Origin of the sequence: Nonomuraea aurantiaca (genome assembly GCF_020215705.1) — a bacterium.
GTDB lineage: Bacteria > Actinomycetota > Actinomycetes > Streptosporangiales > Streptosporangiaceae > Nonomuraea > Nonomuraea aurantiaca.
In genome coordinates this window covers 41,537-64,825 of the sequence record NZ_JAIWNB010000015.1, presented here as the reverse complement: position 1 = coordinate 64,825, position 23,289 = coordinate 41,537, and the positions used below count along the sequence as shown (strand labels likewise).

Sequence of the window (23,289 nt, the reverse complement as noted above, 5' to 3'; positions counted from 1 at the left end):
CCGTTTGCACGCTACCTGTCCCATATCTCCACGCCGTCGCCACACTTGCGAACCTTGGCCAGGGACCATAGGGACACCGCCATCAGCAGAGCGGCCAGCCCGCCGCAGATCATCACGGTGGAGACCGAGAAGGCGTCGACGACACGGCCGCCGACGAACGCGCCGAGGGCGAACGTCGCCTGGAAGGAGGAGGTGAAGACGACCGTGGCGGCTTCGGGCGCGTGGGGGGCGGCCCTGATGAACGAGGCCTGCGAGCAGACGGGCACACCTCCGTAGGCCAGGCCCCAGGCCACGAGCAACAGCACGGCGCCTACGGCTGTGCCGCCGACCGAGGGCATCAGCAGGGTGGTGGCCGCGATCAGACAGCCGCAGGTCGCGAAGGCGGCGCGCAGACGGGTGGCGGTGGCCTTGCCGGCCAGGAAATTGCCGGCGATTCCGGCGATTCCGTACGCCAGCAGGACGGCGCTGACGGCCACGGGAGGCAGGCCGGTGACGTTCTGGAGGAAGGGCGTGACATAGGTGTAGGTGCCGAAGTGGGCCAGGACGATCAGGAAGGTGGCCAGCAGGGCGATGCCGGCACCTCGGGCGCGTAGCAGGTCGAGCAGGACGCGCGGGCTGGTGACCTGGTGGGCGGGCAGCGGTGGCAGCAGCATCACCAGGGCGGCCAGGACCAGGATTGCCAGCGCGGCCAGCACCAGGAAGGCGGTTCGCCAGCCGGCGAGGTCGCCGATGAAGGTTCCGGCCGGTACGCCGAGCACGGAGCCCAGCGGCACGGCGGAGAAGATCACCGCGGTGGCGGTGCCGACGGCGCGCGGCGGCATCAGACGGCCGGCCAGCCCGGCCCCGATGGACCAGTAGCCGCCGATGGTGAGGCCGACCAGCACCCTGGAGATCAGCATCATCCAGTAGGAGGTCGCCACGGCGGCCAGTACGTCGGCCACGGCGAGCACCGCCATGAAGACGCACAGCATCACCCGGCGGTCCAGGCGCGCGGTGGTCAGCGTGACGGCGGGTGCGGCGACCGCGGCGACGATGCCGGGCAGGGTCATGGTCAGCCCGGTGGTGCCGTCGGAGATGCCGAAGTCGGCGCCGATGGCGGTCAGCAGGCCGATGGGCAGGATTTCGCTGGTGACGATGGCGAAGATGCCCAGCATGAGTGAGGTGACGGCGAGCCAGCTGATGAGAGGCGGGCGTGGCGGGGCCAGGGTGGTGGTTGACATGGTTCCCGTTCAGGCAGGTGCACGTGGACTGGGAACTCCACCCAAGCAGTCATGAAGCAGCTGGCACTGGCACGTTTCGGACTCAACCATCGCCGCGACGACATCCGGCGCGTCACTCCGCCTGCCGCCGCGCGCTCGCGGCTTCGGCCCGAGTGCCCCGTCTCAGGCGTGCGCGCGAGACATGTCCCAGGGCGCCTGCGGAAGGACCTCGCCGGTCTCCAGCAGCGACTTGAGGTTCGCCACCGCGGCCGGCCAGCCGTGCGAGACGCCGGTGAGCATCTCCTGGTTGGGGAGATTCTCGTGGGTCACGGTGAGGCGGACGATGTCGTGGTGCGGTTCGACGAGAAAGGTGACGACCGACGGCTCTCCCGGCGATCCGAACGTGATGACCAGGCGCGTCGGGGGTTCGGCCCTGACCATCCGGCCGAGGACATCGACGACGCCTGATCCGTCGACGCGTTGGTGCTCCCAGGTCGAGCCCGGCCGCCAGCCTGAAACGTTGGCGTGTCCCCAGTAGCGCGCCGTCAGGTCCGCGTCCGTCAGGGCTTGCCACACCTGCTCCGCGCTTGCGTGGATGTAGGTGATATGGACATAGGTCGCTGCCTGGTTCTCGACGGCACTGATCGCTCGCCGGCGAAGCTTGCCGAACCCCGAGATCCAGCGCTCCTCGATCTCGTGGATCGGTGTCGGGTTGAGGTAGTGCAGCCGCTCCCGTCCGCGTCGTACGACGGTGACGAGGTCGGCCCGCTCAAGGACGTCGAGATGCTGTGTCGCTGACTGGCGGGCCATGTTCAGGCGTTCGGACAGCTCGCTCAGTGTCTGGCCATCGTGCTCGCGCAGACGGTCGAGCAGGAGTCGTCGGGTGGGGTCGGCCAGTGCTTTGAAGACCGAGTCCATCGCTCTCGCGTCGAGGCTCACGTCGGCCATTGTGCAGATATTTGCCTGCACAATAGCAACTCGCCGTCGAGACGCCTCGGCGTACGTCGATGCCGCTGTCGAGACGCCTCGGCGTAGGAGGAAGAGCCCACGCCCTTTCAGCGGGCGGGCTGTTCGAAGCCGCTCAGTAGCGCGGTGAGCCCCATCTCGAAGTGGTCGTCGAGGGTGGTGGCGTCGGCGGCTTCGGCGAGCAGGTTGTAGTCGGGGCTGCCGGGCTGGGGCTTGCGGCTGCGCCGGTCGGCACCGAGCTTGGTCACGGCGATGGCGAGGGTGTGGCCGACGGTGAACTCTCGCAGGCAACGGAAGATGCGCAAGCCCTGCGCCGGAGGGATGCCGGCGTCGCTGAGCTTGGTGAGCATCTTCACGCCGGTGTCGATGGAGGCTGGTGAGCGTACCGGCCGGGTGGCGAACAGCGGCACGGCGTGGGGGTGGCGCAGGAGTGTGTCGCGCAGGCGCAGGCAGTAGGTCTGGGCTAGTTGCCGCCAGGGACCGTCCCAGGGCAGAGTGTCGACGTCGACCTCGGTGAACAGTGTCTCGGCGACGCCGTCGAAGAGGTCCTCCTGGTCGTCGTAGTGGCGGTAAACGGCCATCGGGTCGAAGCCGACAGCGGTGCCGAGCTTGCGCATGGAGAACTTACGCAGGCCGTGGGCGTCGATGAGGGCGAGCGCGGCGGCGGCGAGATAGTCGCGGGTGAGGGTGGGCCGGGTGGGCGGCTCTGGCAACCTGACCGGCGGGCTGGGGTCGGCCGTCATGGCTGGAAGCCCTCCAGGATCTTCGTGAGCGTCGTGGTGAACTCGTGCGGGTGCTGCATGAAGGGGACGTGGCCGCCGGGGAACTCCTGGCAGGCTACGCCCAGGCGCTCAGACAGCAGGTGTGCGGGAGCGTAGTAGGGCTTGCCAACGCTGTCGCGGCCGGTGGCCAGGCACCAGGGTGCCGTGGTGGCGGCCAGCGCGGTCAGGTCCGGCTGGTAGTCGAAGCAGAAGGCGGGCAGTTCGCGGCGCAGCGTCAGCCCGGCGTTGCGGAGCTGGCGGGTCATCGCGTCCGGCGTACGCCGGGTGACCTTTCGTACCAGGCCGTCGGCGGCGAGCATGAGGTGAGTGGCGGCAGCGATCATGGCTTGGCCGGATGGCGACAGGAACACGCGCGGCGGGTCCGGTAGCGTCATCGCGCCGAAGGCGGCGTAGGCGCGCATCAGGTGGCCGTCTCGGGCGAGGCGGCCGATGTGTTCGATCTCGCGCCGTTCGGGGCTGTCGGGAGCGAGGAGTTGCACCAGCGGCGGCTCGTGCACCACCGCGCCCAGGAGGCGGTCCGGGTGCCTGGTCACCATCTCCAGGGCGATGATCGCGCCCCCGCTGTTGCCGAAGACATGGGCGCGTTCCATGCCGTAGTGGTCGAGGATGGCGACCGCGTCGTCGGCCTGCCGGGCAACCGTGATCGAGGCGGCGGGATCGGTGAACGGGCTGCGCGAGTTGCCGCGCCGGTCGTAGGTGATCGCGGTGAAGCTTCTGGCCAGGAATGGGATCACGTCCGCGTACATGCCGGCATCGCCCCCGCCTCCGGAGATCAGCAGGAGCGGGGGTCCGTCGCCGGTCCGCTCGACGTGCAATCGCACTTCGGGCGCTTCCACCATGTCGCTCGCCATGTTCGGGTCGTCTACGCTGTAGTTCATGTCTACAGCGTAGATGTATGCAGTGGAGGATGCGCATGGACGCCTTCATGACCTGGCGGAACAGGCGAACCCAGAGATCGCTTCCCGAGGTTTGATCTTCGATGGTCCCGGAAATGAACGCCGTGCTTTCCTGAGCCGTCGACATCCTCGGCCTCAAGAACGAGCGACTTCGCACCACCCACCCGTCGCCGGGAAGCTCCACGCCCTCCCACTCGCCCCAGGGGGAACGCCACGATGACGCACTGGTTCCGCAGTCACTGGGCCGAAGAAGACATCTGGTACTACATCGAGGCCGACGACGAAGGCTGGGTGACCCGGCAGATCGAATTCCGCGGCCCCGACGAGCGGCCTCTCGCCGCCGCCTCCCTGGCCGAATGGCAGACGGTTTTCGACAGCGGCGAGGTCAGACGATACGGAGCCGTCTACGACCGAATAGCCGAGCAACCCGTCCATGAGTGGGAAGGGCACAATCCCCAGCCGCTGACTCTCGACGCTTTCGACCAAGCGTGGGCAAGAGCCCGCGACAGCCTCGACGCGACCAGCCCTCCCCGAGTTCGCGAGTTCGGGGCCTGAGAAGAACCTCAGACAGGTGGGCGGCGTTCCGTTCGCCCACGATCCCGGTTCGGTTTGACAGTTGATCTCGTATGCACAAGATTGTTGCGACCCTCCGACCAATTTCCAGGGATCGTGATGAAGCGGACCATCGTCGGCGTAACACTGATCGCGGGTCTGGCACAGCTCGTCGCCACCCCTGCGCAGGCAGCGCCCCGGATCGACCCGGTAAAGGCGCTTCAAGCCGCGTTCACCCGCGGCAAGGGCGTCAACATCGTGTCCACCGCGAAGATTGATTACGGTCGCGGCATGCACTACACCGTGGACGTGGACGGCACGGTCGGGTTCGGCCCGCAAGGCGAGACCGCCGCTGATACGTCCCAGCGCCTGCGGTTCAGCAAGACGATGATGAGCGGCCTGAAGAAACTCGGCATGGCGGAGGACGCCGCTCTGGAAGAGACGCCCCTGAGGGTGATCTCGTCACGCTATGACGACTACGTCTCAGGCCCCCAATTCGCCGACGCGCTGCCGCAGGGCACGAACTGGGTGCGCTACTCCGCCACCGATCTGCCCGCCAGCAACCCGCCGCTGGAGGTCTTGGAGCCCGCGACGCTCAAGGCGCTGCTGGCACACCGCACGTCCTGGCGGGAGGGGGTAGTGAAGGGCACGATCAAGACCGACAAGCTGGTTGAGGTATCCAGTTCCTTCGCCGCTCACTTCCGCGGCTACGCCATCAGCAAGCCCGTCAGCAGCATCTCCTACACCCTCCGGCTGAGCCCGGCCGGACTGGTGGAGCGGGTTACGGCCAGGGGTGTCCTGCACCACTGGAAGGGTTCCCTGCTCCGCGTCGAGACGGACACCCGCTACTCCGCTTGGGGACGCGAGGTCACCGTTCTGCTCCCCCTGAGAAGCGAGGTGCTCGACCAGGAGCAACTCGAGGACAAGGTGCCCTACCAGGTGCCTGGCGCCTGGAATTAGCCCACCCTGCGCATTACCTCTGCATACCCCTCAACGGCCTGCGGTCGAGGACCTGTTCTCCCGCCGGCTGCTCGGCTACGCCATGTCCGAACATCCTCAGGGCGCCGGTGTTCAGGTGCCGGGATAGGCGGTGGTCCAGCCGTGTTCGAGCAGGTTGAAGATCGCGTTGGCGGCCTGTTCGGGGGCGGGGTGGCCGTGGATGACGTGGGCGGCTTCGAGGGCGAACCTGGCGAACGCGGCGCAAGTGATGTCGTCTTGGGGAGCGCCGAGCTCGTCGGCGAGGGTACGGGCGAGGGCGGCTTCGTGGCGTAGCCACATGCGGCGGGCGTAGTCGCGAAGTGCCGGGGTGCTCTCCACCATGCGGGCGAGGGCGGCGGTGTGGGGGAAGGCCGCGACCTCGATCGCTCGCCTGAGGATGTGCTCGCGCAGCGCCTGCGGGATGGACTGGCCGGGGCTACGGTCGCGCACCGCGGCGACGACCTCGGCCTCCAGGTCGCCGTCGAGGTCGAAGACCAACGCCTCCTTGCTCGGGAAGTAGGCGAACAGCGTGGACACCGCCACGTCGGCGGCATCGGCCACGTCCTTGACGCCCACCTGGTCGTAACCGCGTTCCAGGAACAGCCGCAGCGCGGCGTCGGCCAGCGCCTTGCGGGTCTGGGCCTTCCTGCGCTCGCGGCGTCCGGCTCCTTCGCTCACGCGCTCAGCGTACGGCAAACCGGATCGAGTGCGAAATCGGAGCTATTGCGAATTCGGAGTCACTATGATTTTCTGAACCCCTCGGAACCGCTAACAGGAGGTATGTGCCATGAACCCCGAAATCGCGATCGTGGGCGCCGGCGTGGGCGGCCTCGCCTGCGCCCGCGGCCTGCAGACGTACGGCATCCAGGCAGTCGTGTTCGAGCGGGAGGCCTCCCGCGAGGCCCGCTGGCAGGGTGGGATGCTGGACCTGCACGTACCGACCGGCCAGGCCGCACTGCGGGCGGTGGGCCTTTTCGAGCAGTACACCGCGCTGGCCCGTGCGCAGGGGCAGGAGTTGCGGGGGCTGGACCCCTTCACGGCCGCCCTGGTACACCACGAGCGGCCCACCGACAGCCGCGACGAGAGCTACGCCCCGGAGATCGACCGGGGCCAGTTGCGGGGTCTGCTGCTGGACTCCCTCAGCCCCGGCACCGTGCGCTGGGGGTGCCCGGTGGACGGGGTCGCACCGCTCGACGGCGGCGGCGCTCGCCTGTGCTTCGCCGACGGCACCACCGCGGACTTCGACCTCGTGATCGGCGCCGACGGCGCCTGGTCCCGGGTCCGCCCCGCCGTCTCGGATGCCGTCCCTCGCTACACGGGCGCCACGATCGTCGAGGCGTTCCTGGACGATGTCGACGTTCGCCACCCCGACCTGGCCCGCTGGGTGGGCCCGGGTACGCTGGCGGCCCGCGCCGACGGGAAGATGATCTCGGCCCAGCGCAACAGCGGCGCCCACATCCGCCTCTACGCCGCCTTCGACGCGCCGGCGGACTGGTACGCCACCGCCGGCCTCGACCTCGGCGACACCGCGGCGGTGTGCGACTACCTCCGCAGCCTGTTCGGCGGCTGGCACCCCATGCTGCTCGACCTGTTCCGCGACAACGACAGCGGGTTCGTCAACCGGCCCCTGCACGTCCTGCCCGAAGGGCACACCTGGGACCACGTCCCCGGCATCACCCTGCTCGGCGACGCGGCCCACCTCATGCCGCCCTTCGGCATCGGCGCCAACCTCGCCCTGATCGACGGCAGCGACCTGGCCACCGCCATCGCCACCCACCCCGACCTCGACCAGGCCACCGCCGCCTACGAGAAGATCATGCTGCCCCGGTCGGAGGCCGCTGCCCAAGCCTGCGCGGAACTGATGGACACCCTGGCCGAGAACTCCACCACCGACGTCGACAGCGTGCGGCGCACCCTCAACGACCGCATCCGCCAAGCCCAGGCCACCACCTAGACACACTCTTCCGTTCTCGGCCCGCCGCTGTCAGGGGCGCAGCCGATGGAACAGCTCCCGGCCAGGCAGGCCGCAGAGGAGGTGCCTAACGGCGTAGCAGAGTCATGCCCAGGGCGACCTGGGCCGGTTCCAGTACGGTCTTGCCGTCCTCGACGTCCCACAAGGCGTTCTGCAGGATGCGGCCAAGTGTCCACCCGGCCGCCCGCTGCCGGTCCAGGCCGAGCGCCTCGGTGAGGAGGTCGAAGCGGCGGAGGACCGTACGGGTCACGTCGTCGGTCGCCACCACCGCCTCCTCCCATCGGCTGTCCAGCGCCGGCCACAAGTCGAACCCGGGGTCGCCGGCCAGCGGTTCGGGGTCGATGGCCAGCCATGGTTCGCGTTGCCCGGCGAGGATGTTGTCGTAGTGCAGGTCCCAGTGCAGCAGGCGGTCACCAGGTTCGCCGATCAATTCGGCCACGGCGGACGCGCAGGTGCGTACCAGCTGCTGCTCGTCCGGGTCGCGCAACGCCGGTACAGCGCGGGGAACCTGGTCCAGCATGGCGGCGGCGATGTCGGACAGATGCCGCAGACCGGGTGGGGCGGGCAGCGCGACCAGGCGCGCCATCAGCTCGGCGAGGATCCGCATGGCGGCATCGTCGTCAACCACCGACGACAGGGGCCGGGCCGCGTCCAGTCGCTCCAGCAACATGGTGCCGGTGTCCGGGTCGTGGTCGAGCAGGTGCACCATGCCGTTGCCGTTCCATGCCCGCAGACCGAGCGCGGCGCCGACGTTGTCCTCGCTCGCCTGCTGGAACTTCAGCACCGCGGGCGCACCATCCGCGCGGATCACTGGCAGCACGAGCGAGGCCATGCCGTGTGCTGCGGGGCCGTCCGGCCGCAGTGTCCAGCGGTCCAGGAAGTCCGCGGCCAGCCGGGGCAACTCGGCTATCCAGGCACGGCCGGACGCGATGTTCGCGCCGTACGACGCGGCGAAGGCGTCGGGAATGTCGATGGGGATGCTCATGTCGTCTCTCGGTCATCGTCAGCGGACTGTCGCCGCACTGTCAGCGCTGCCGCCGAGGCTTACATCCGTCAACAACAACCACTCATGCACCGGGACATCATATGAACACCAAGCCTTGGGGCGGCGCGCTCGCCCTCGGCCTCGCGCTCACCACCGCCGTCAGCCCCGCCGCGATCGCCGACACCGGCAGCCCGGGCGCCGTCGTGGCCGCGATCGACGCGGTGGCCAAGCCTCTCGTCTCCACCTCGCCCCGGGGTGGCCTGCGTGATCTGGACGCGTTCGGCGCGATGGTGGCGGGTGCGAAGGTGGTCGGTGTCGGGGAGGCCACGCACAGCACCGCCGAGTTCTACACCCTCAACCACCTGCTGTTCCGCTACCTGGTGACGGAGAAGGGGTTCACCACCTTCGCCCGGGAGCTGAGCTGGAGCACCGGTGTGCGGCTGAACGACTACGTCCTTCGCGGCAAGGGCGACCCGCGGCAGATCCTGCACGACGAGGTCACCGGCCCCTACGCCCTGTTCAACAACCGCGAGTTCCTCGGCCTGATCACCTGGATGCGCTCCTACAACGCCACCCACCAGGCCAAGGTCCAGTTCATGGGCGCTGACCTGCTCTACCCCGGCGACGTCCTGTTCGACAAGGTCCTCGGTTACGTCGCCGAGCACCACCCCGACCTGACGCCCGAGTTCACCAAGCTGTACGAGGGGCTGCGGCCCACCACCCCGAACGCCGGGGAGTACATGGGCATCGCGCTGTCCCAGCCGCTGGAGACCCGCAAGGACAGCGCCCGGCGCGCCACCGAGGCCCTCAAGCTCCTCCAGCGGCAGAAGCCCGGCGGCGAGGACTACCAGTGGGCGGTGCAGCACGCCCGCGCCCTGTCGCAGACCTTCACCGACTTCGCCTTCGACCAGGCCACCGCCGAGGGACGCAGGCAGGCGCAGGAGTATCGGGACAACGCGCTGGCCGACAACGTCGTCTGGTGGAACAAGACGACCGGCCACAAGATCCAGATGTCCGGGCTGAACGCGCACATCAGCTACACCCCGATCGACACCATGTTCGTCCCCGCCCCGATGGGCGGCGTCCTGCGCGAGCGCCTCGGCGACCGCTTCGTCACCGTCGGCACCAGCTTCGACCAGGGCGGCTACAACTTCAGCCTCGACAAGGGTGCGTGCCCGGCCGGTTCCACCCCGGCCGAGCGGCCTCTGACCTGCAAGGGCTCGGTCGCCGCCGCCGACAGCGACTACAACGAGTACGTCCTGGACCAGGTCCGCTACCGCGACTTCATCCTCGACACCCGTACCGCACCACCGGCGGCCAGGACCTGGCTCGCCGAGCCCCGCCCCACCCGCCTGATCGGCGGCGGCTTCTGGTCACCCGACCAGGCCACCAAGGCCGCCCTCGGCAAGTCCTTCGACATCGTGATCCACCTGCACAAGGTCAAGGCCGCCGCGCTGCTGCCGTGACGTCTCCGGAGAGACCCGCGCGGCTGCTCGTCACCTCGTCTCACTCAGGCGACGCGATGGTCGTCGAGGGCATCGGGATTCCAGTCGATCCCGATGCCGGGGACGTCGGGCGGCGCCACATGGCCGTCCTCGATCACCAGAGAGCTACGGGTGATCGCCCGCAACTGCGGGATGTGCTCGACGTACATCCCGTTCGGCACCGCGGCGGCCAGGCTGACGTGCAGTTCCATGAGGAAGTGGGGGCTCACGGCGACGTTGAACGCCTCGGCGGCGTGGGCGACCTTCAGCCATGGGGTGATCCCGCCGATGCGGGCCACGTCGACCTGCACGATGCCGACCGCGCCCGCGGCCAGGTAGTCACCGAACCGCTGGACGGAGTAGAGGGATTCGCCGACCGCCACCGGCACCGAGGTGGAGGCGGCCAGCCTTCGGTGCCCGTTGAGGTCGTCGGCCGGCAGCGGCTCCTCGAACCAGGCGATGCCGAGCGGCTCGTACGTCCGGGCGCGGCGGATCGCCTCCGCGGAGGTGAATGCCTGGTTGGCGTCGACCATGACCTCGAAGCCCGCTCCCACAGCCTCGCGGACGGCCGCGAGCCGCTCGGCGTCTTCGGCGAGCGACGGCCTGCCCACCTTGACCTTCACCCCGCACATCCCGGCTGTGGCCGCTCGCTTCGCGCCGTCCACCAGTTCCTCGACGGGCAGGTGCAGCCAGCCGCCCTCGGTGTCGTAGACGGGCAGCCGCTCGTGCGCGCCACCTGCCATCCGCCACAGCGACTCACCGGTACGGCGGCCGCGCAGGTCCCAGAGCGCGGTGTCGACGGCGGCGAACGCCAGTGAGGTGATGGCCCCGACGGTGGTCGCGCGCGTCTGGTCGAGCATGTGCCGCCACAGCGCCTCGACCGGCCGAGCGTCCCGGCCCAGAAGTGCCGGGACCAGGTGGTCGGTGATGAGGGACATGACGGCCCGCCCGCCGGTCCCGATCGTGTACGAGTACCCGGTGCCGGACAGCCCGTCGGAGGTGTGCACGGTGACGAGCACGGTCTCCTGCTTGACGAAGGACTGCATCGCGTCGACGCGGACGGCCGCCGGTGGCAGGTCGACCATCTGGACGTCGATTCGTTCGATTCGGGTCATGTCATGTGCTCCTGGAAGAGGCCGCTGAGGGACTCACTTGAGCGCACCCAGGGTGATGCCGCTCGTGACGTAGCGCTGGAAGATCAGGAAGAGGATGACGATCGGGAACGTCGCGATGACGAGGCCGGCGAAGAAGGCCCCCTGGTCGCTGACGAACTGGCCCTGGAAGGAGAGCAGACCGACCGACAGTGTGCGGTTCTGCGGGCGGGTCAGCAGGACGACGCCGAACTGGACCTCGCTCCACACGAAGATGAGCCCGAGCAGCGTGACCGAGACGAAACCGCCCTTGCTGACGGGCAGAACCACCCGGAGCAGCGCGGCCAGCTCCCCGTAACCGTCGATCTTGGCTGCTTCGAGCAGTTCCCGCGGTACGGCGGCGAACACCGACCGCATGATGAGAGCGATGGTGGGCGTCATGAAGGCGGCGTAGACCAGCGAGATGCCCGCCACGCTGTTGAGCATCTGATACCTGCCCAGCAGCTCGAACGTCGGGATCAGCGCGACGACCAGCGGGACGCTCAGGGCGAGGACCATGACGCGGCTGACGGCGTTCGACAGGCCCCTGGTCGCGCGGGCCAGGCCGTAGCCGGCGAGGCTGCCGCAGGTCACGCCGATGGCCAGGCTGCACAGTGCCACCAGCACACTGTTGATGATGTACGTCGACAGCGGCGCGCCACCGACCACGCCCCGCCAGGCGTCGGCGTAGTTCGACAGCACCCACTGGCCGCCCAGCCCCAGCGGGTGGGCGTAGATGTCGCTGGTCGAGTGCAGGGACAGCAGCAGCATCGACACGAACGGCACGACCGTGATCACCGTCCAGAGCAGCAGGAGTGCGTAGCCGACGTACCACAACGGGCCGTGCCGCCAGGCCGATCGCGTTCCGCTCTGAGTCCGCGGCGCCGTCATCGCGCGTCCAGGGTCTGCTGGCGGAAGATCCGCATGACCATGATCCCGATGACGGCGACGATCAGCGTCGTGATGACCGCGGTGGCCGAGCCGTAGCCGTAGTCCTGGTCGACGAAGGACTGCTTGTAGACCAGCACCGGAAGGATGCTCGTGGAGTTACCCGGGCCACCTCGGGTCATCGCGTAGATGATGCCGAAGGCGTTGAACGAGAACACCGAGGTCAGCGTCGTGATCGTGCCCAGCATCGGCACGATGTTCGGCAAGGTGATCCGGAACAGCCGTCCGGCCGCCCCGACGCCGTCGAGCGTGGCCGCCTCATGCACCTCTTCGGGGATGGTCTCCATCGCGCCCAGCAGGATCAGCATCGCGTACCCGGTCTGCGTCCACACCGCTACGAAGATCGCCGCGTACAGTGCCGTCGAGGACGACGCCAGCCAGGCATGATCGTCCCCGAGCCCGATCAGGCCGAGCAGCGAGTTCACCACGCCGGTCGTGGGCTGGAACGCGTTCGACCAGAAGATGCCCGCGATGCTGACCGGGATGATCACCGGCAGGAACCAGACGACCTTGAAGATCCGGGCGCCGGGGACCTTCCGGCTGATCGCGTTGGCCAGGAGGCAGCCGAAGGTCACCGTGAACACCACGGTCCCGATGAAGAACTGCAGGCTGGTCCCGATGGACTCCCAGACCAGCGAATCGCGCAGCAGCCGCCGGTAGTTGTCCAGGCCGTGATAGGCGACCGCGCCGATGCCGTCCCAGGTGCCGAGGCTGATGCGCACGGATCCGGCGATCGGGTAGGCGACGAGCACGAGCAGCAGCACCAGGGCCGGGGCCATCACCGCGATCGGGAAGATCCGTGCCCTCCGGCGCGGAGGCCGCGGCGCGGCGGCCGTCGCCAGAACGACTTTGTCGGCGGTCATCAGTCCGATGCTCCCGACACCTTGCCGGACTGCAGGTCCTCCAGCGCCGACTGGTACTGCTGCGCCGCCTGCCGCGGGGTCAGCTTGCCGGCCACGAGCTTCTGCAGCACCGGCACCGAGAACGCCTGCCCGAGGGTGGACGGCACGGTGGAGTCCCAGATGTTGACCAATCCGACGGACTGCGACAGCTCGAACTGCTGCTGCACCAGGTCGCCGAGGTTCGACAGGCTCGATGCGGGGATCGAGCTGAACACCGGGAGCGAACCGGTGGCGGCGACGACGCTGACCTGGTACTTGTCGGTCATGAAGAACTGAAGGAACTTCTTGGCCAGATCCGGGTTCGCCGCCTTGACCGGGACCACCAGGGTGTCACCGTTGAAGGCGTCGAACGGCGTCTTCTGGCCCGGGGTGAGCGGAGGCAGCAGGAACCAGCCCATCTCGAACGCCGGCTTGGCCTCCTTCAGGCTCGCGTAGGTGTAGTTGCCGCCCTGCAGCATCGCGAGTTTTCCGCTGGTGAACAGCCCCTGGGCCTGGTCGGTGTCCATGCCGAGCATCCCGTTCTGGTAGATGCCCTTCTTCTGCCAGTCCTGGATCGTCTGGAGCACCTTCACGAAGCCGGGGTCGGTGTACTTGACGTTCGTGGGGGATCCGGGCTTGAAGTTGGTGAGCAGGGCGTCGTAGTCGGCGGCCGGCACCGCGGTGGGCAGCAGCGCGTCCAGCGTGTGTCCCAGGTCGTACGGGCTCGACCCGCCCACGCCGAATCCCTCGTAACCGGCGGCCTTGACCTTGCCCACCATGGACTCGAAGTCGGCGACGGAGGCGACCTGGTGGTCGGGCGGATCGGAGATGCCGGCCTTGGCGAAGGCCGCCTTGTTGTAGTAGACGGGGTTGATCAGCAGCTGCTCGTAGAGGACGCCGTAGTGCTGCCCGTTGGTCGTGTAGTAGTCGACCTGGCTCTTGGAGTACTTGTCCGCCAGGCCGGCGGCCTTCCAGACGTCGTCCAGCGGGGTCAGCTGCTTGTTCTTCAGCAGCGCCGACCAGACACCCGTGCTGCGCTGGAGGTAGCCGATGTCCGGGGTGCCGGTCGAGCTGAGCAGGGCCACGTTGGGGCCGCGGGAGCTGCCGGAGTCGACGCCCTCGAAGGTGACCACCGTGCCCGGGTTGGCCTTCTCGAAGTCCTTGCCGACCTGCTGCATGGCGCTCGCCAGCGGTCCGGTGGGGATCTGGACCCGCAGCGTCTTGCCGTCGCCGCCGCCTGGCCCGGTGCCGGTGCCGCACGCGACGACGGCGGCCGCGAGCAGGACGCCCGCGAGGACGGGCCTGGCTGCCTTGAGAGTTCTAGAAAGTGGCACGGGACCCGTCCTTCCAGGGAGCTGACAGCTCTATGGCGATGACATCGATGAGGGCGCCGGTCGGTGGGGGCACGGTGATGAACAGTTCGCCGAGCGGCTCGTCGTCCGCGCCGTTCGCCTTGTGCACTTCCTCGTTGAGGCTGTACCGCAGCGGTTGCTCGGTGCCGAGCAGGCGAACGCCGACGACCGAGCCGATGGGAACGTTCCTGACGACGAGCACGTCCTTCGGTTGCAGCAGCAGGTGGAGATAGACGTTGTTGCCGCGCTGCGTGGCCGGGCCGTGGAAGTCGAGGCGTTCCGGCGCGGGCGCGGCCCCGACGATGCTCTCGCCATGGCTGGCGAGCCAGCTGCCGAGCTGCTTGAGCGTGGCGATCTCGGTCGGCACGAGCGAGCCGTCACCCCGCGGCCCGATGTTGAGCAGGAGGTTGCCGCCCCGGGAGACGACCTCGCTCAGGTAGGAGGCGAGCAACCGCGGGCTCTTGTAGTCGAGGTCGTCGGGGCGGTAGGCCCAGCTCTCGCTCATGGTGAGACACAGCTCCCACGGTCCGCCCGGCGGCCGGCGCGGCATGCCCTGCTCGGGTGTCGCGTAGTCGCCCTGGCCCGGCAGCCGGTCATTGATGATCACATCCGGCTGCAGGGATTTGATCAGCTCGCGGAGCTCGGCGGCGTGCCATTCCGCCGCGGTGCGCTCCCATTCCCCGTCGAACCACAGCAGGTCGATCGTCCCGTACTCGGTGAGCAGCTCGGTGAGCTGTCCCTTGACGTAGCCGAGGTATCGCGCCCACTGCTCCGGCGAGGGGCGCCGGTAACGGTCGTACGGATAGGGCCGATCGGCGTCGGTGAACGCCGGGTAGTCGGGATGGTTCCAGTCGAGCAGCGAGTAGTAGACGCCGACCCGCAGGCCCTCGGCGCGCAAGGCGTCGAAGAACTCCCGGGTGACGTCACGTCCGTACGGCGACGCCGCGATGGAGAACTCCGACTGCCTCGTGTGGTACATCGAGTACCCGGCGTGATGGCGGACGGTGAAGACCACGTAGCGGGCACCCGCGTCGCGGGCGAGCCGCGCGACGCCTCGCGGATCCCAGCGCCGCGGGTCGAACGTGGCCGCGCTCGACTGGTACTGCGTGATGGTCATGTCGGCTTCGGGTTCTGTGCGGCCCGGAAGGATCGACTTGCCGACCAGGGGCCAGCCGATCTCCACGCCTTGCTGACTCGCATGGTCCCAGTGCACGAACAGGCCGAAACCCGCGTCGGCGAACCAGTCAGGGAAGGTCACGAACTCATCCTTTTGCGTCGGGCGGCTTGCCCAGATCGGATACGATACGATTGCATGAGGATGCAGGGCGTTTCGGTCATGTGTCAACCACGAAGAGGGAAGATGCCCGCGGTGACGTCAGATGGAGGGGAGATGGGTGACTCAACGCCGGTGACGGGCGCGTCCAGCGGCTCGGGTTCCGACGAGCCGACCAAGGTCAGCGTCCGCGAATCGGTCTTCCAGGCGCTGAAGGCCCGGCTCATGGATCACGACCTGGAGCCTGGGGCGAAGCTGTCGATCGACGGGCTCGCCCGCGAACTCGACGTGTCGCAGACGCCGGTCCGCGAAGCACTCGCGCGCTGCGAGTCGGAGGGGCTCGTCGTCCGCCGGCCGAACACGGGCTACCTGGTGGCCCCCCTGCTCGACCGGGCCGCCCTTGACGACCTGTACGACGTTCGCCTGCTCCTCGAACCCTCCGCCGCCGCGCGTGCCGCGCGGTACGCCACGGCCGCCGAGGTGGCCGCCATGCGGGCATCGCTGGAGCAGATGATGTCACCGCTGGTCGGCGACACCTACGAGGCGTACCGCGGCTTCGCGGAGCTGGACGCCCTGTTCCACAACGCGATCGCCGAGGCCAGTCGCAGCCCGCTCATCGCCGACACGCTGCGCAGGTTCCGGGCGCACACCCATGGTTACCGCCTGTACTTCCACCACGGGATCGCCAGTCACGCCGCCGACGAGCACCGCGCGGTGCTCGACGCCATCTGCCGCAACGATCCCGAGGCGGCGGCGAGCGCCATGACCGCCCACCTAGAGGCGTCGCGATCACGCCTGACGAGCGCCTACGAAAGCCCGCACGTCACGGCGCACGCAGAACCTGCCCAGGCCGGCGACTGAGGCTCCGGCAACACCACGTCAGGCCAGCACCTCGGCCCCCAGCAACGCTCCCCTAGCCAGGAAGCAGCTCACCGACGCCGGCGGCGGGCCCGTTGCTCCGCGGCGTCGAGTGCGGGCGTGAGTGGTGCGAGCATGGTGCGCAGCAGGTCCGGTAGCGAGCCGGACGGCACGACGAGCCCGCCGGCCGTGAAGGACGCGGCAGTGGTCCGCAGCCACTGCTCGACCGCGACACGGACCGCGGCGGCCACGCTCGCCGCGAGCACTCGGGGGGTGTGCGGGTCGACATCACCGAGGCGGCCGGCGATCGCGTCGGTGAGGGGATGTTCGATCGCGCTGGTGGTATCGACGAATGCCTCGCGCAGCGCGGGACGGGTGGTGATCAGCAGCAGCGCGTCGCGACCGGGTTCGCCCGGATCTGTGTACAGATCCACGATCGCCTCGATGACCGCGGTGGCGAGCCCGACCCCGTCGGGCCGCTCGGCCACCGCCGCCGCGACCCGCGCTTCCCGTTCGCTGGTGACGGCGGCGATGATCGCCTGTTCCCGGCTGGAGAAGTAGTTGTTGTACGTCCGGGGTGAGACGCCGACGGCCTCGGCGATGTCGTCGACGCGCACGTTGTCCGGCCCACGCTCAAGGGCCAGCCGCAATGCCGCCGCGCTCAACGCCTCCCGGGTGGCCTGCTTCTTCTGCTCGCGCAACCCGGTTCGTCTTGTCGTCACCATCTCAGCATTCCAGCTTGGGTGCGCGCACGCAAACTTGCGTGCACGCACTTTTCTGCCTAGCCTGGCGTCGCCTCCTCGCAGGACGCCCCACCAACGAAGGAAACAACATGATCGCAGATGTCGTCATCGCCGGCGGCGGCCCGAACGGGCTGATGCTGGCCTGCGAACTGAGCCTGGCAGGGGTCCGGCCACTCGTGCTGGAGCGGCTATTCGAGCCCAGCCAGGAACCGAAAGCGAACGGATTGCTGGGCCAGGTCGTGAAGATGCTCGACCACCGCGGTCTGCACGAACGTCTCAGCGGCAGCCCCGAACCGCCGCGGCCGAACTCCGCGTACTTCATGTTCGGCGCGATGGGCCTCGACCTGAGCCTCCTGGAGGACAGCCCCGTCTACGCCCTGCCGGTGCCGCAGCGACGGATAGTGGAGGTCCTGCAGGATCGAGCGATCGAACTGGGCGTGGACATCCGGCGGGGACACGAGGTCGTGGGCCTGTCCCAGGACGACGACGCCGTCACCATCGACATCACGGGCCCGGACGGGGTGTATCACCTACGGGCCGGATACCTGATCGGTGCCGACGGAGCCCACAGCACCACGCGCAAGCTCTCCGGCATCGAATTCCCCGGCATCACCTACGGTCGCATGACCGTCCGCTCAGCGCACGCCACCGTCCCCGCGGACTGGGTCGACCCGGCCAACGGCGCGCTGAACGTGCCCGGCTACGGCGCCGTCATGCCGTTCCTCCCTCACCGCACCGAGCACGGAGGGTTCTCGTACGCGCCGATGCCCGGCCATCCACCGCTGGTCAGCACCAACGAGTGGGACCAGCCCGCAACGGACGCCCCGATGAGCCTGGAGGAGTTGCGGGCGAGTATCCGCCGCGTGCTCGGCGTCGACGTGCCACTCGGGCCGCCCGACGGCCAAGGGCCGCACGCCCTGCGCCGGCTGACCGGCGGCAACACCAGGATCGCCGAACGGTTCGCCCACGGCCGGGTGTTCCTGATCGGCGACGCCGCCCACGTGTTCGCCGCCACCGCGGGCGGCCCCGGGCTCAACCTCGGCCTCCAGGACGCGAGCAATCTCGGCTGGAAACTCGCCGCCGAGATCCGAGGAAGCGCTCCGCCCGGCCTGCTGAACACGTACGAGACGGAGCGGCGATCGGCCGCGCACCGCATGGTGGTGAACGCCCAGGCACAGGCGGCGCTGATCGCCCCCGGCAGCGACGTCACCGGCCTGCGCGAACTGTTCACCGAACTGCTCCGCGACCCGAACACGGTGCGACGCCTGGCCGAACTGACCGCGGGCGCCGACATCCGCTACGACATGGGCGACCCCAAGCCGCACCCGCTGACGGGCCGCTTCGCCCCGGACCTGGAGCTGCACACCCCGACCGGACCGGTCCGGCTGGCCGAACTGACCAGAACCGCCCGTCCCCTGCTGCTCGACCTGACCGAAGGCGCATCGCTGACGCAGGCACCTGCCCTGCGGCACGACCAGGTCGACATCGTCACCGCCCGCCCCCAGCCCGATGGGCCCACCGCTCTGCTCCTTCGCCCGGACGGCTACGTGGCCTGGGCATCCGCCTCGCCCCATCCGGATTCCGCGGAGACGGAAACACTCCGGGCGGCCTTGCAGCGGTGGTTCGGCGCCCTGGAACCCGCCCGCATCTGAAAGACATCCCAGGAGCTGAAGCGTCAAACCGAGTCGTACCGCATCACCACCACCTGCGAATCGCAGGTACGGGACTCGGCCAGCCGCAGACCCAGTCGCTCGTCGCGCGGGACGAACAGCGGCCGGCCACCGCCCAGCACGACCGGGTGTACCGCGATGTGGTACTCGTCGATCAGACCATGGTCGGTGAGCGCGGCTGCCAGGCTGGAGCCGCCGGTGAGCAGCAGATCCTTGCCATCCTGCCGCTTGAGCTCGGCGACCTGCTCGGCGAGGTCGGCCATGAGGCGGCTCGCCGCGCTTCGATGGAGGCGGGGCAGCAGTTGTTCGGCAGTGAGGGCCTTCGCGCCGTACGCGACGCCTGGAACGCCGTCGGCGTCCCCCGCCACCCCGACGAACCCACGTGCTGAGGACGCCCGCTTCGCGGCGCCACCGTGCTGGGGACGCCCGAACGGTTGCCGGGCTCACGCCCACCTCAGTCCTTGAGAGGTGCGCCCATCCGGTCATCCCAGCCATCGTCGGATCGCCGTTCGGAGCGATGCGCGGGACTCCGCATCCGGCTGCGGGACGTCGGTGGCCCATGCCACGTATCCATCGGGCCGCAGCAGCAACGCCGTGCACGGTACAGCGGAGCCGGGCAGTGCCGCGGTCGCGGGGTATCCCCAGTCGCCGCCGGTGAAGTCGATCAGGTACGGGCGACCGTCCCTGGTCAGCTCGGCGAGCCGGCCACCGTCTTTGAGGTCCAGGTCGGGAGCCCACCGACCGGCCAATGGATGGTCGACGCCCACGTCGTAGCGGATGTCGGCGCCCGACATCAGGTCGGCGATACGGCGGACGTTGCGCGGGTCGCCGAGGAATTCGGTGAAAAGCTCGCGCAGGCCGGTGACCTCGCTGCGCGGGGCGATCAGTGCGGACTGGGCGCGCGAGGACATGACCACCCGCTCGGCGACCGGGCGGCGCTCGGACTCGTAGGTGTCGAGGAGACCGGTGGGGGCTGTGCCGCGCACGTCTGCCGCGAGTTTCCAGCCGAGGTTGACCGCGTCTTGCAGGCCGAGGTTGAGCCCGGGTCCGCCGATCGCCGAGTGCACGTGGGCGGCGTCGCCGACCAGCAGCACCCGGCCGTCTCGGAAACGCTCGGCCAGGCGGGTGTTGCCGCCGTTGAGCTTGCGCATCAAGTGCGGCCCTTGGCCGTCGGGCGGGCCGAAAGCGATGTCGACACCGAGCACCCGGCGGGCGCTGGCCCGCAGTTCCGCGAGCGTGAGCGGCCCCGCGGCGTCCTGTCCGCTCCACTCCATGGTGGAGATCAACGGTGCGGGGGCGCCCGGTAGGGGCGCGTACACGAACAACCCGCGCTCGGTCCGGTGGTGCAGCAACGGCGGGATGGGTCCGTACCCGGGAATGTCGAGGCCGCCGGTGACCGGATCGACGAGCTCGGCCGGCACGACGGCGTGCGCGGTGCGCGCGATCGTCTCGTCGGTCGTCACGCCGGGGAAGGGGATCCCGGCCAGCTTGCGTACGATGCTGTGCCCGCCATCGGCGCCGATCAGGTAGCGCGTTTCGATCGTGTACGGCCCGGCCGGCCCGCTGACCCGGAGGGCCACGCCACCCGCTTCCTGGGTGAATCCGGTGAGCTCGTGGCCGCGCCGGATCTCAACGTCGAGCTCGACGGCCCGTTCCTCCAGCATCTGCTCGATCCTGAGCTGCGGGACCTGAAGGAGGTAGAGGGGGTTGTCGTCCAGCGCACTCAGGTCGAGGGGCAACGCGCCGAAGACGAATCCGGGAGCGGGCCGGGGTGGGTCCTGATTTCCGGTGAGCCGCTCGTACAGGCCTCGCCGATCGAGCATCCGTACCACCTGGCCGACCAGGCCATTGGCGCGGTTCTCCTGGGTGCGCTCCGGCAGACGCTCCAGGACCAGGGGGCGGACTCCGGCCAGGCTGAGCTCGCAGGCCAGCATCAGGCCGTTGGGCCCGGCTCCGGCTATGACGACATCGGTGATCATGGCGCTCCTTTGGGCATGACGGATCGACCGGCGACAGGCCGGCTGATCCTGGGAAGGTCTGGAAAGGTCAGGGCATGGGCAGGCCCGCGGCGAGCTGGCCGAGAGCGTCGCGCAGCAACTCCTCGAACGGTGCCGGTGCATCGCTGTGGAGCCACAGATGGATGGCTGCGAGTATGGCGGCGCCGACCGCGCCGGCGACCAGGTGCGGATAAAGATCACGCTCGACATCGGTGCCGGTGCGCTCGGCGACCGCCGCGGCCAGCGCATCGACCGCGGCCGCGTGGGCCTTGAGGAACTCGCCCCGGTGCTCCGGATGCTGGGTCATCAGCTTGACCCCGGCGATCCAGCGCTCGTCGGCCGGGCGCTCGGCCTCTTGCATGCCAAGCGCGAACCGGGCGAACACCGCGTTGGCGATGGCCTCCCACAGGGGCTCGCCGTCCGGCCTGGACCTCAGCTCGTCGGCGATCTGCACCGCTCGGTCGAAGTGCCTGGCCGCGATCGCCTCGCCCTTGCTGGAAAAGTAGTTGTTGAACGTGCGGTGCGAGACGCCCGCCTCGGCGGCGATGTCCTCCACCTTGACGTTGTCGAAGCCACGCTCAACGGTCAGCTTGATCGCCGCCCAGCTCAGCGCGATCCGGGTCTCTTCCTTCTTGCGCTCTCTCAGCCCCACGCGAACACTCTACCCAAATTTGCGAGGCGCGCAAAGATACGAGGCGCGCAAAGATGCGTGGCTCGCATGTATGTGTGAACCTTGCTCGACACGGCGGCGCCACCCGTTGGATTTCCAACCAGCGCCAATCCCGAGATACTCTATCCATCGAAAGATTTAAATATTCCTAAGGATGGAGACCGGATGAAGGTGCTGATGGTGGGGGCGGGAGCACTTGGGCAGGTCTTCGGGATGTGGCTGGCGGCCGGCGGCGCCCAGGTCAGCTACCTGGTCAAGCCCGGCAGGGAGCACTGGGCGGACGGTGACGGCGCGCTGCTGTACCGGCTGCGCCGGCCAGGACGGCCCGTCGAGCAGCGACTGACGCCGTACCAGGTGGTCACTGAGCCGGTGGCCGGAGAGTGGGACATGGTGTGGTTGTGCGTGGACTCCACCGCGCTGCCCGGCTCCTGGACGGGAGACCTGCACACCGCGACCGGCGGCGCGACCGTGGTCACCATCAGCCAAGCACCACAGGACCACGCGGTCCTCACCCGGACCTGGCCGGCGGAGCAGATCATCCAGGTGGTGCCGGCCCTGCTCGCCTACCAGGCGCCGATGCCCGGCGAGGTGTGCGAGCCCGGCATCGCCTACTGGGCACCGCCCGGGGCAGCGCTCGGCGTCTTCGGGGCGGAACCGCGCGCCCGGCAGGTGATCGCCGCGCTCCGGGCGGGCGGCGCGCGCGCCAGACGCACACGGCAAGCGGGGGCGGCCGACATCACCGCCGCCCGGATGATGCCCTACATCGCCGCGCTGGAGAACGCGGGCTGGTCGATCGCGGCCACCCGGTACGCGCACGCGGCACGAGCCAGCCGGGAGGCTGTCGCGATCGCCGCGGCAGTGCACGGAAGGCGGGCCCCACTCGCGATCCCGGCCTGGGCCGTGTCCGTGGCCCTACGCGCGCTGTCACTGCTCGTACCCTTCGACCTGCCGCGCTATCTTGAAACGCACTTCACCAAGGTGAGCGCGCAGACGCGCCTGATGCTGGACGGCTGGATCGCCGAAGGCGCGGCCCGTGGCCTTCCCGTCACACACCTCACGCAGCTGCGTGCCGAGGCGTCCGCATGACCGGCCATGCCGAGGCACAGGACGTCCTGGCGCTGTTCGCCACGACCCGGCCGCTGTTCACCGCGCTGGGCGACGAACGCAGGCAGGAGATCATCGTGTTCCTGCTCGAATCCGGCGCTTCGCGCAGCGTGAGCGACATCGCCGACCACCTGGGCCTGTCCCAGCCCGCTGTGTCGCACCATCTGAAGATCCTGCGTGACGCGGGGCTGCTCACCGTGCGCCGCAACGGCGCACAACGCCTGTACGCGCTCAACGCGGCCGACTATCCGCGCCTGCTGACCCCGCTGCGCGATCTGACCTCTTCGATCATCGCCTGCGCTACGATCCCCGGTCCTCCGGCTTGACCCTGCGCCAGGGACCGCCCTGATCGCCATGCTGGACCGGCCGTCTCACTCACGTTCGCACCCACGCCTGCACCGACAAGACCCGCTGCACCTGCCGGCCAGAACCCTGCCACGCCCATCAGAGGCATCAAGGGCATCTATGCCGACGCATGGACACCACGTGAGCTACGACACAGCTTCGTGTCGCTGCTCTCCGACGACGGCGGCCTATCCATAGACGAGATCGCAAAACTGTGCGGACACGCCAGCACCACCGTGACCGAGACCGTCTATCGACACCAGATCCGCCCCGTGCTCCAAACCGGCGCGCTGGCCATGGATCGTATCTTCGACGGCATCGCGGACGTGTAGCCCGCCAGCATGTCACTCAGTTTGTCACTCAGAAGATCAAAAAGGCCACGTCCGATGGCTGGAAGTGGCCTTTGACCTGGGTGGGGTGTTCACGAGTACAGCTGGCCTGGGATGTAGAAGGGGTTGAGAAGATCGCTTCCCAGACCGGCAGCGATCGTTTCCCAGCGTCAGC

At 69.0% G+C, this 23,289-nt stretch carries 24 protein-coding genes; 9 read left to right on the top strand and 15 right to left on the bottom strand.

What is annotated here, in order from left to right; all coding sequences use genetic code 11:
- Positions 1–11: 11 nt before the first annotated feature.
- The 4 genes from LDL49_RS31190 to LDL49_RS31175 all read right to left on the bottom strand — a co-directional run bounded on the left by LDL49_RS31190 (position 12) and on the right by LDL49_RS31175 (position 3,825).
- The gene (locus tag LDL49_RS31190) at positions 12–1,220 is read right to left on the bottom strand and encodes an MFS transporter (RefSeq protein WP_225296203.1); all 1,209 of its coding nucleotides are present in this window, start codon (positions 1,218–1,220) and stop codon (positions 12–14) included.
- Positions 1,221–1,382: 162 nt separating this feature from the next.
- Positions 1,383–2,138, bottom strand: coding sequence for an ArsR/SmtB family transcription factor (locus LDL49_RS31185; RefSeq protein ID WP_225296201.1), 756 nt, complete (start codon positions 2,136–2,138; stop codon positions 1,383–1,385).
- 116 nt (positions 2,139–2,254) lie between these two features.
- Positions 2,255–2,908 carry a TetR/AcrR family transcriptional regulator gene (locus LDL49_RS31180; RefSeq protein WP_225296199.1) on the bottom strand — a complete coding sequence of 218 codons (654 nt, stop codon included), beginning with the start codon at positions 2,906–2,908 and terminating at the stop codon, positions 2,255–2,257.
- Positions 2,905–3,825 carry an alpha/beta fold hydrolase gene (locus LDL49_RS31175; protein WP_225296197.1) on the bottom strand — a complete coding sequence of 307 codons (921 nt, stop codon included), beginning with the start codon at positions 3,823–3,825 and terminating at the stop codon, positions 2,905–2,907. Before LDL49_RS31175 ends, LDL49_RS31180 begins: the two co-directional genes overlap by 4 nt.
- A gap of 234 nt (positions 3,826–4,059) precedes the next feature.
- On the opposite strand from LDL49_RS31175, the gene LDL49_RS31170 reads away from it, so the two are divergent.
- Together LDL49_RS31170 and LDL49_RS31165 are read left to right on the top strand one after the other, a co-directional pair.
- Positions 4,060–4,398 (top strand): hypothetical protein, encoded by a 339-nt coding sequence (locus LDL49_RS31170; protein WP_225296196.1) that lies wholly within the window; start codon positions 4,060–4,062, stop codon positions 4,396–4,398.
- Between the two features lie 117 nt (positions 4,399–4,515).
- Positions 4,516–5,355, top strand: a complete 840-nt coding sequence (locus LDL49_RS31165; protein WP_225296193.1) for a hypothetical protein — start codon at positions 4,516–4,518, stop codon at positions 5,353–5,355.
- Between the two features lie 111 nt (positions 5,356–5,466).
- On the opposite strand, the gene LDL49_RS31160 is transcribed toward LDL49_RS31165, so the two are convergent.
- On the bottom strand, positions 5,467–6,051 hold the full coding sequence (locus tag LDL49_RS31160; protein WP_225296191.1) for a TetR/AcrR family transcriptional regulator: 585 nt from the start codon (positions 6,049–6,051) through the stop codon (positions 5,467–5,469).
- 109 nt (positions 6,052–6,160) lie between these two features.
- Here LDL49_RS31160 and LDL49_RS31155 point away from each other — a divergent pair, with 109 nt between their 5' ends.
- Positions 6,161–7,327, top strand: a complete 1,167-nt coding sequence (locus tag LDL49_RS31155; RefSeq protein ID WP_225296188.1) for an FAD-dependent oxidoreductase — start codon at positions 6,161–6,163, stop codon at positions 7,325–7,327.
- A gap of 85 nt (positions 7,328–7,412) precedes the next feature.
- On the opposite strand, the gene LDL49_RS31150 is transcribed toward LDL49_RS31155, so the two are convergent.
- Positions 7,413–8,330: an aminoglycoside phosphotransferase family protein gene (locus tag LDL49_RS31150; RefSeq protein WP_225296186.1), complete on the bottom strand. Its 918-nt coding sequence runs from the start codon at positions 8,328–8,330 to the stop codon at positions 7,413–7,415.
- Between the two features lie 101 nt (positions 8,331–8,431).
- Here LDL49_RS31150 and LDL49_RS31145 point away from each other — a divergent pair, with 101 nt between their 5' ends.
- Complete coding sequence (locus tag LDL49_RS31145) at positions 8,432–9,796, top strand: erythromycin esterase family protein (RefSeq protein ID WP_225296184.1); 1,365 nt, start codon at positions 8,432–8,434, stop codon at positions 9,794–9,796.
- Between the two features lie 44 nt (positions 9,797–9,840).
- On the opposite strand, the gene LDL49_RS31140 is transcribed toward LDL49_RS31145, so the two are convergent.
- The 5 genes from LDL49_RS31140 to LDL49_RS31120 are packed head-to-tail and all read right to left on the bottom strand — an operon-like array spanning position 9,841 to position 15,383.
- Entirely contained in the window at positions 9,841–10,929 is a 1,089-nt protein-coding gene (locus LDL49_RS31140; protein WP_225296182.1) for a mandelate racemase/muconate lactonizing enzyme family protein, read from the bottom strand.
- Between the two features lie 33 nt (positions 10,930–10,962).
- Positions 10,963–11,835 (bottom strand): carbohydrate ABC transporter permease, encoded by an 873-nt coding sequence (locus tag LDL49_RS31135; protein ID WP_225296180.1) that lies wholly within the window; start codon positions 11,833–11,835, stop codon positions 10,963–10,965.
- Positions 11,832–12,755 (bottom strand): carbohydrate ABC transporter permease, encoded by a 924-nt coding sequence (locus LDL49_RS31130; RefSeq protein ID WP_225296178.1) that lies wholly within the window; start codon positions 12,753–12,755, stop codon positions 11,832–11,834. The genes LDL49_RS31135 and LDL49_RS31130 overlap by 4 nt, the downstream gene beginning before the upstream one ends.
- Positions 12,755–14,107 carry an ABC transporter substrate-binding protein gene (locus LDL49_RS31125; protein ID WP_225296176.1) on the bottom strand — a complete coding sequence of 451 codons (1,353 nt, stop codon included), beginning with the start codon at positions 14,105–14,107 and terminating at the stop codon, positions 12,755–12,757. The genes LDL49_RS31130 and LDL49_RS31125 overlap by 1 nt, the downstream gene beginning before the upstream one ends.
- On the bottom strand, positions 14,094–15,383 hold the full coding sequence (locus LDL49_RS31120; RefSeq protein WP_225296174.1) for an alpha-L-fucosidase: 1,290 nt from the start codon (positions 15,381–15,383) through the stop codon (positions 14,094–14,096). The genes LDL49_RS31125 and LDL49_RS31120 overlap by 14 nt, the downstream gene beginning before the upstream one ends.
- Positions 15,384–15,515: 132 nt before the next feature.
- Between LDL49_RS31120 and LDL49_RS31115 the strand changes: the two genes are divergently transcribed.
- Complete coding sequence (locus tag LDL49_RS31115; protein ID WP_225296172.1) at positions 15,516–16,259, top strand: GntR family transcriptional regulator; 744 nt, start codon at positions 15,516–15,518, stop codon at positions 16,257–16,259.
- 68 nt (positions 16,260–16,327) lie between these two features.
- Here the strand turns inward: LDL49_RS31115 and LDL49_RS31110 are convergent, their stop codons facing one another.
- On the bottom strand, positions 16,328–16,981 hold the full coding sequence (locus LDL49_RS31110; RefSeq protein WP_225296169.1) for a TetR/AcrR family transcriptional regulator: 654 nt from the start codon (positions 16,979–16,981) through the stop codon (positions 16,328–16,330).
- Between the two features lie 107 nt (positions 16,982–17,088).
- On the opposite strand from LDL49_RS31110, the gene LDL49_RS31105 reads away from it, so the two are divergent.
- Complete coding sequence (locus LDL49_RS31105; protein WP_225296168.1) at positions 17,089–18,651, top strand: FAD-dependent monooxygenase; 1,563 nt, start codon at positions 17,089–17,091, stop codon at positions 18,649–18,651.
- Positions 18,652–18,674: 23 nt separating this feature from the next.
- On the opposite strand, the gene LDL49_RS31100 is transcribed toward LDL49_RS31105, so the two are convergent.
- The 3 genes from LDL49_RS31100 to LDL49_RS31090 form a co-directional block, all read right to left on the bottom strand.
- Positions 18,675–19,037: a dihydrofolate reductase family protein gene (locus LDL49_RS31100; RefSeq protein WP_225296165.1), complete on the bottom strand. Its 363-nt coding sequence runs from the start codon at positions 19,035–19,037 to the stop codon at positions 18,675–18,677.
- 114 nt (positions 19,038–19,151) lie between these two features.
- Positions 19,152–20,648, bottom strand: a complete 1,497-nt coding sequence (locus LDL49_RS31095) for an FAD-dependent monooxygenase (RefSeq protein ID WP_225296164.1) — start codon at positions 20,646–20,648, stop codon at positions 19,152–19,154.
- A 67-nt stretch (positions 20,649–20,715) separates the two neighbouring features.
- Complete coding sequence (locus tag LDL49_RS31090; protein ID WP_225296162.1) at positions 20,716–21,318, bottom strand: acyl-CoA-like ligand-binding transcription factor; 603 nt, start codon at positions 21,316–21,318, stop codon at positions 20,716–20,718.
- Positions 21,319–21,501: 183 nt separating this feature from the next.
- On the opposite strand from LDL49_RS31090, the gene LDL49_RS31085 reads away from it, so the two are divergent.
- From LDL49_RS31085 to LDL49_RS31075, 3 genes are all read left to right on the top strand, one after another.
- Entirely contained in the window at positions 21,502–22,422 is a 921-nt protein-coding gene (locus LDL49_RS31085) for a ketopantoate reductase family protein (RefSeq protein ID WP_225296160.1), read from the top strand.
- On the top strand, positions 22,419–22,766 hold the full coding sequence (locus LDL49_RS31080) for an ArsR/SmtB family transcription factor (protein WP_225296158.1): 348 nt from the start codon (positions 22,419–22,421) through the stop codon (positions 22,764–22,766). The genes LDL49_RS31085 and LDL49_RS31080 overlap by 4 nt, the downstream gene beginning before the upstream one ends.
- Positions 22,767–22,946: 180 nt before the next feature.
- Positions 22,947–23,117, top strand: a complete 171-nt coding sequence (locus LDL49_RS31075) for a hypothetical protein (protein WP_225296156.1) — start codon at positions 22,947–22,949, stop codon at positions 23,115–23,117.
- The last annotated feature ends 172 nt before the right edge of the window (positions 23,118–23,289 follow it).

What these genes read in the sequence shown, in the direction of transcription:
- LDL49_RS31140 (WP_225296182.1), bottom strand. Translation starts at nt 10,929, where the DNA reads ATGACCCGAATCGAACGAATCGACGTCCAGATGGTCGACCTGCCACCG.
- LDL49_RS31165 (WP_225296193.1), top strand. Translation starts at nt 4,516, where the DNA reads ATGAAGCGGACCATCGTCGGCGTAACACTGATCGCGGGTCTGGCACAG.
- LDL49_RS31130 (WP_225296178.1), bottom strand. Translation starts at nt 12,755, where the DNA reads ATGACCGCCGACAAAGTCGTTCTGGCGACGGCCGCCGCGCCGCGGCCT.
- LDL49_RS31175 (WP_225296197.1), bottom strand. Translation starts at nt 3,825, where the DNA reads ATGAACTACAGCGTAGACGACCCGAACATGGCGAGCGACATGGTGGAA.
- LDL49_RS31180 (WP_225296199.1), bottom strand. Translation starts at nt 2,908, where the DNA reads ATGACGGCCGACCCCAGCCCGCCGGTCAGGTTGCCAGAGCCGCCCACC.
- LDL49_RS31080 (WP_225296158.1), top strand. Translation starts at nt 22,419, where the DNA reads ATGACCGGCCATGCCGAGGCACAGGACGTCCTGGCGCTGTTCGCCACG.
- LDL49_RS31135 (WP_225296180.1), bottom strand. Translation starts at nt 11,835, where the DNA reads ATGACGGCGCCGCGGACTCAGAGCGGAACGCGATCGGCCTGGCGGCAC.
- LDL49_RS31155 (WP_225296188.1), top strand. Translation starts at nt 6,161, where the DNA reads ATGAACCCCGAAATCGCGATCGTGGGCGCCGGCGTGGGCGGCCTCGCC.
- LDL49_RS31085 (WP_225296160.1), top strand. Translation starts at nt 21,502, where the DNA reads ATGAAGGTGCTGATGGTGGGGGCGGGAGCACTTGGGCAGGTCTTCGGG.
- LDL49_RS31145 (WP_225296184.1), top strand. Translation starts at nt 8,432, where the DNA reads ATGAACACCAAGCCTTGGGGCGGCGCGCTCGCCCTCGGCCTCGCGCTC.
- LDL49_RS31095 (WP_225296164.1), bottom strand. Translation starts at nt 20,648, where the DNA reads ATGATCACCGATGTCGTCATAGCCGGAGCCGGGCCCAACGGCCTGATG.
- LDL49_RS31115 (WP_225296172.1), top strand. Translation starts at nt 15,516, where the DNA reads ATGGGTGACTCAACGCCGGTGACGGGCGCGTCCAGCGGCTCGGGTTCC.
- LDL49_RS31150 (WP_225296186.1), bottom strand. Translation starts at nt 8,330, where the DNA reads ATGAGCATCCCCATCGACATTCCCGACGCCTTCGCCGCGTCGTACGGC.
- LDL49_RS31105 (WP_225296168.1), top strand. Translation starts at nt 17,089, where the DNA reads ATGATCGCAGATGTCGTCATCGCCGGCGGCGGCCCGAACGGGCTGATG.
- LDL49_RS31170 (WP_225296196.1), top strand. Translation starts at nt 4,060, where the DNA reads ATGACGCACTGGTTCCGCAGTCACTGGGCCGAAGAAGACATCTGGTAC.
- LDL49_RS31190 (WP_225296203.1), bottom strand. Translation starts at nt 1,220, where the DNA reads ATGTCAACCACCACCCTGGCCCCGCCACGCCCGCCTCTCATCAGCTGG.
- LDL49_RS31110 (WP_225296169.1), bottom strand. Translation starts at nt 16,981, where the DNA reads ATGGTGACGACAAGACGAACCGGGTTGCGCGAGCAGAAGAAGCAGGCC.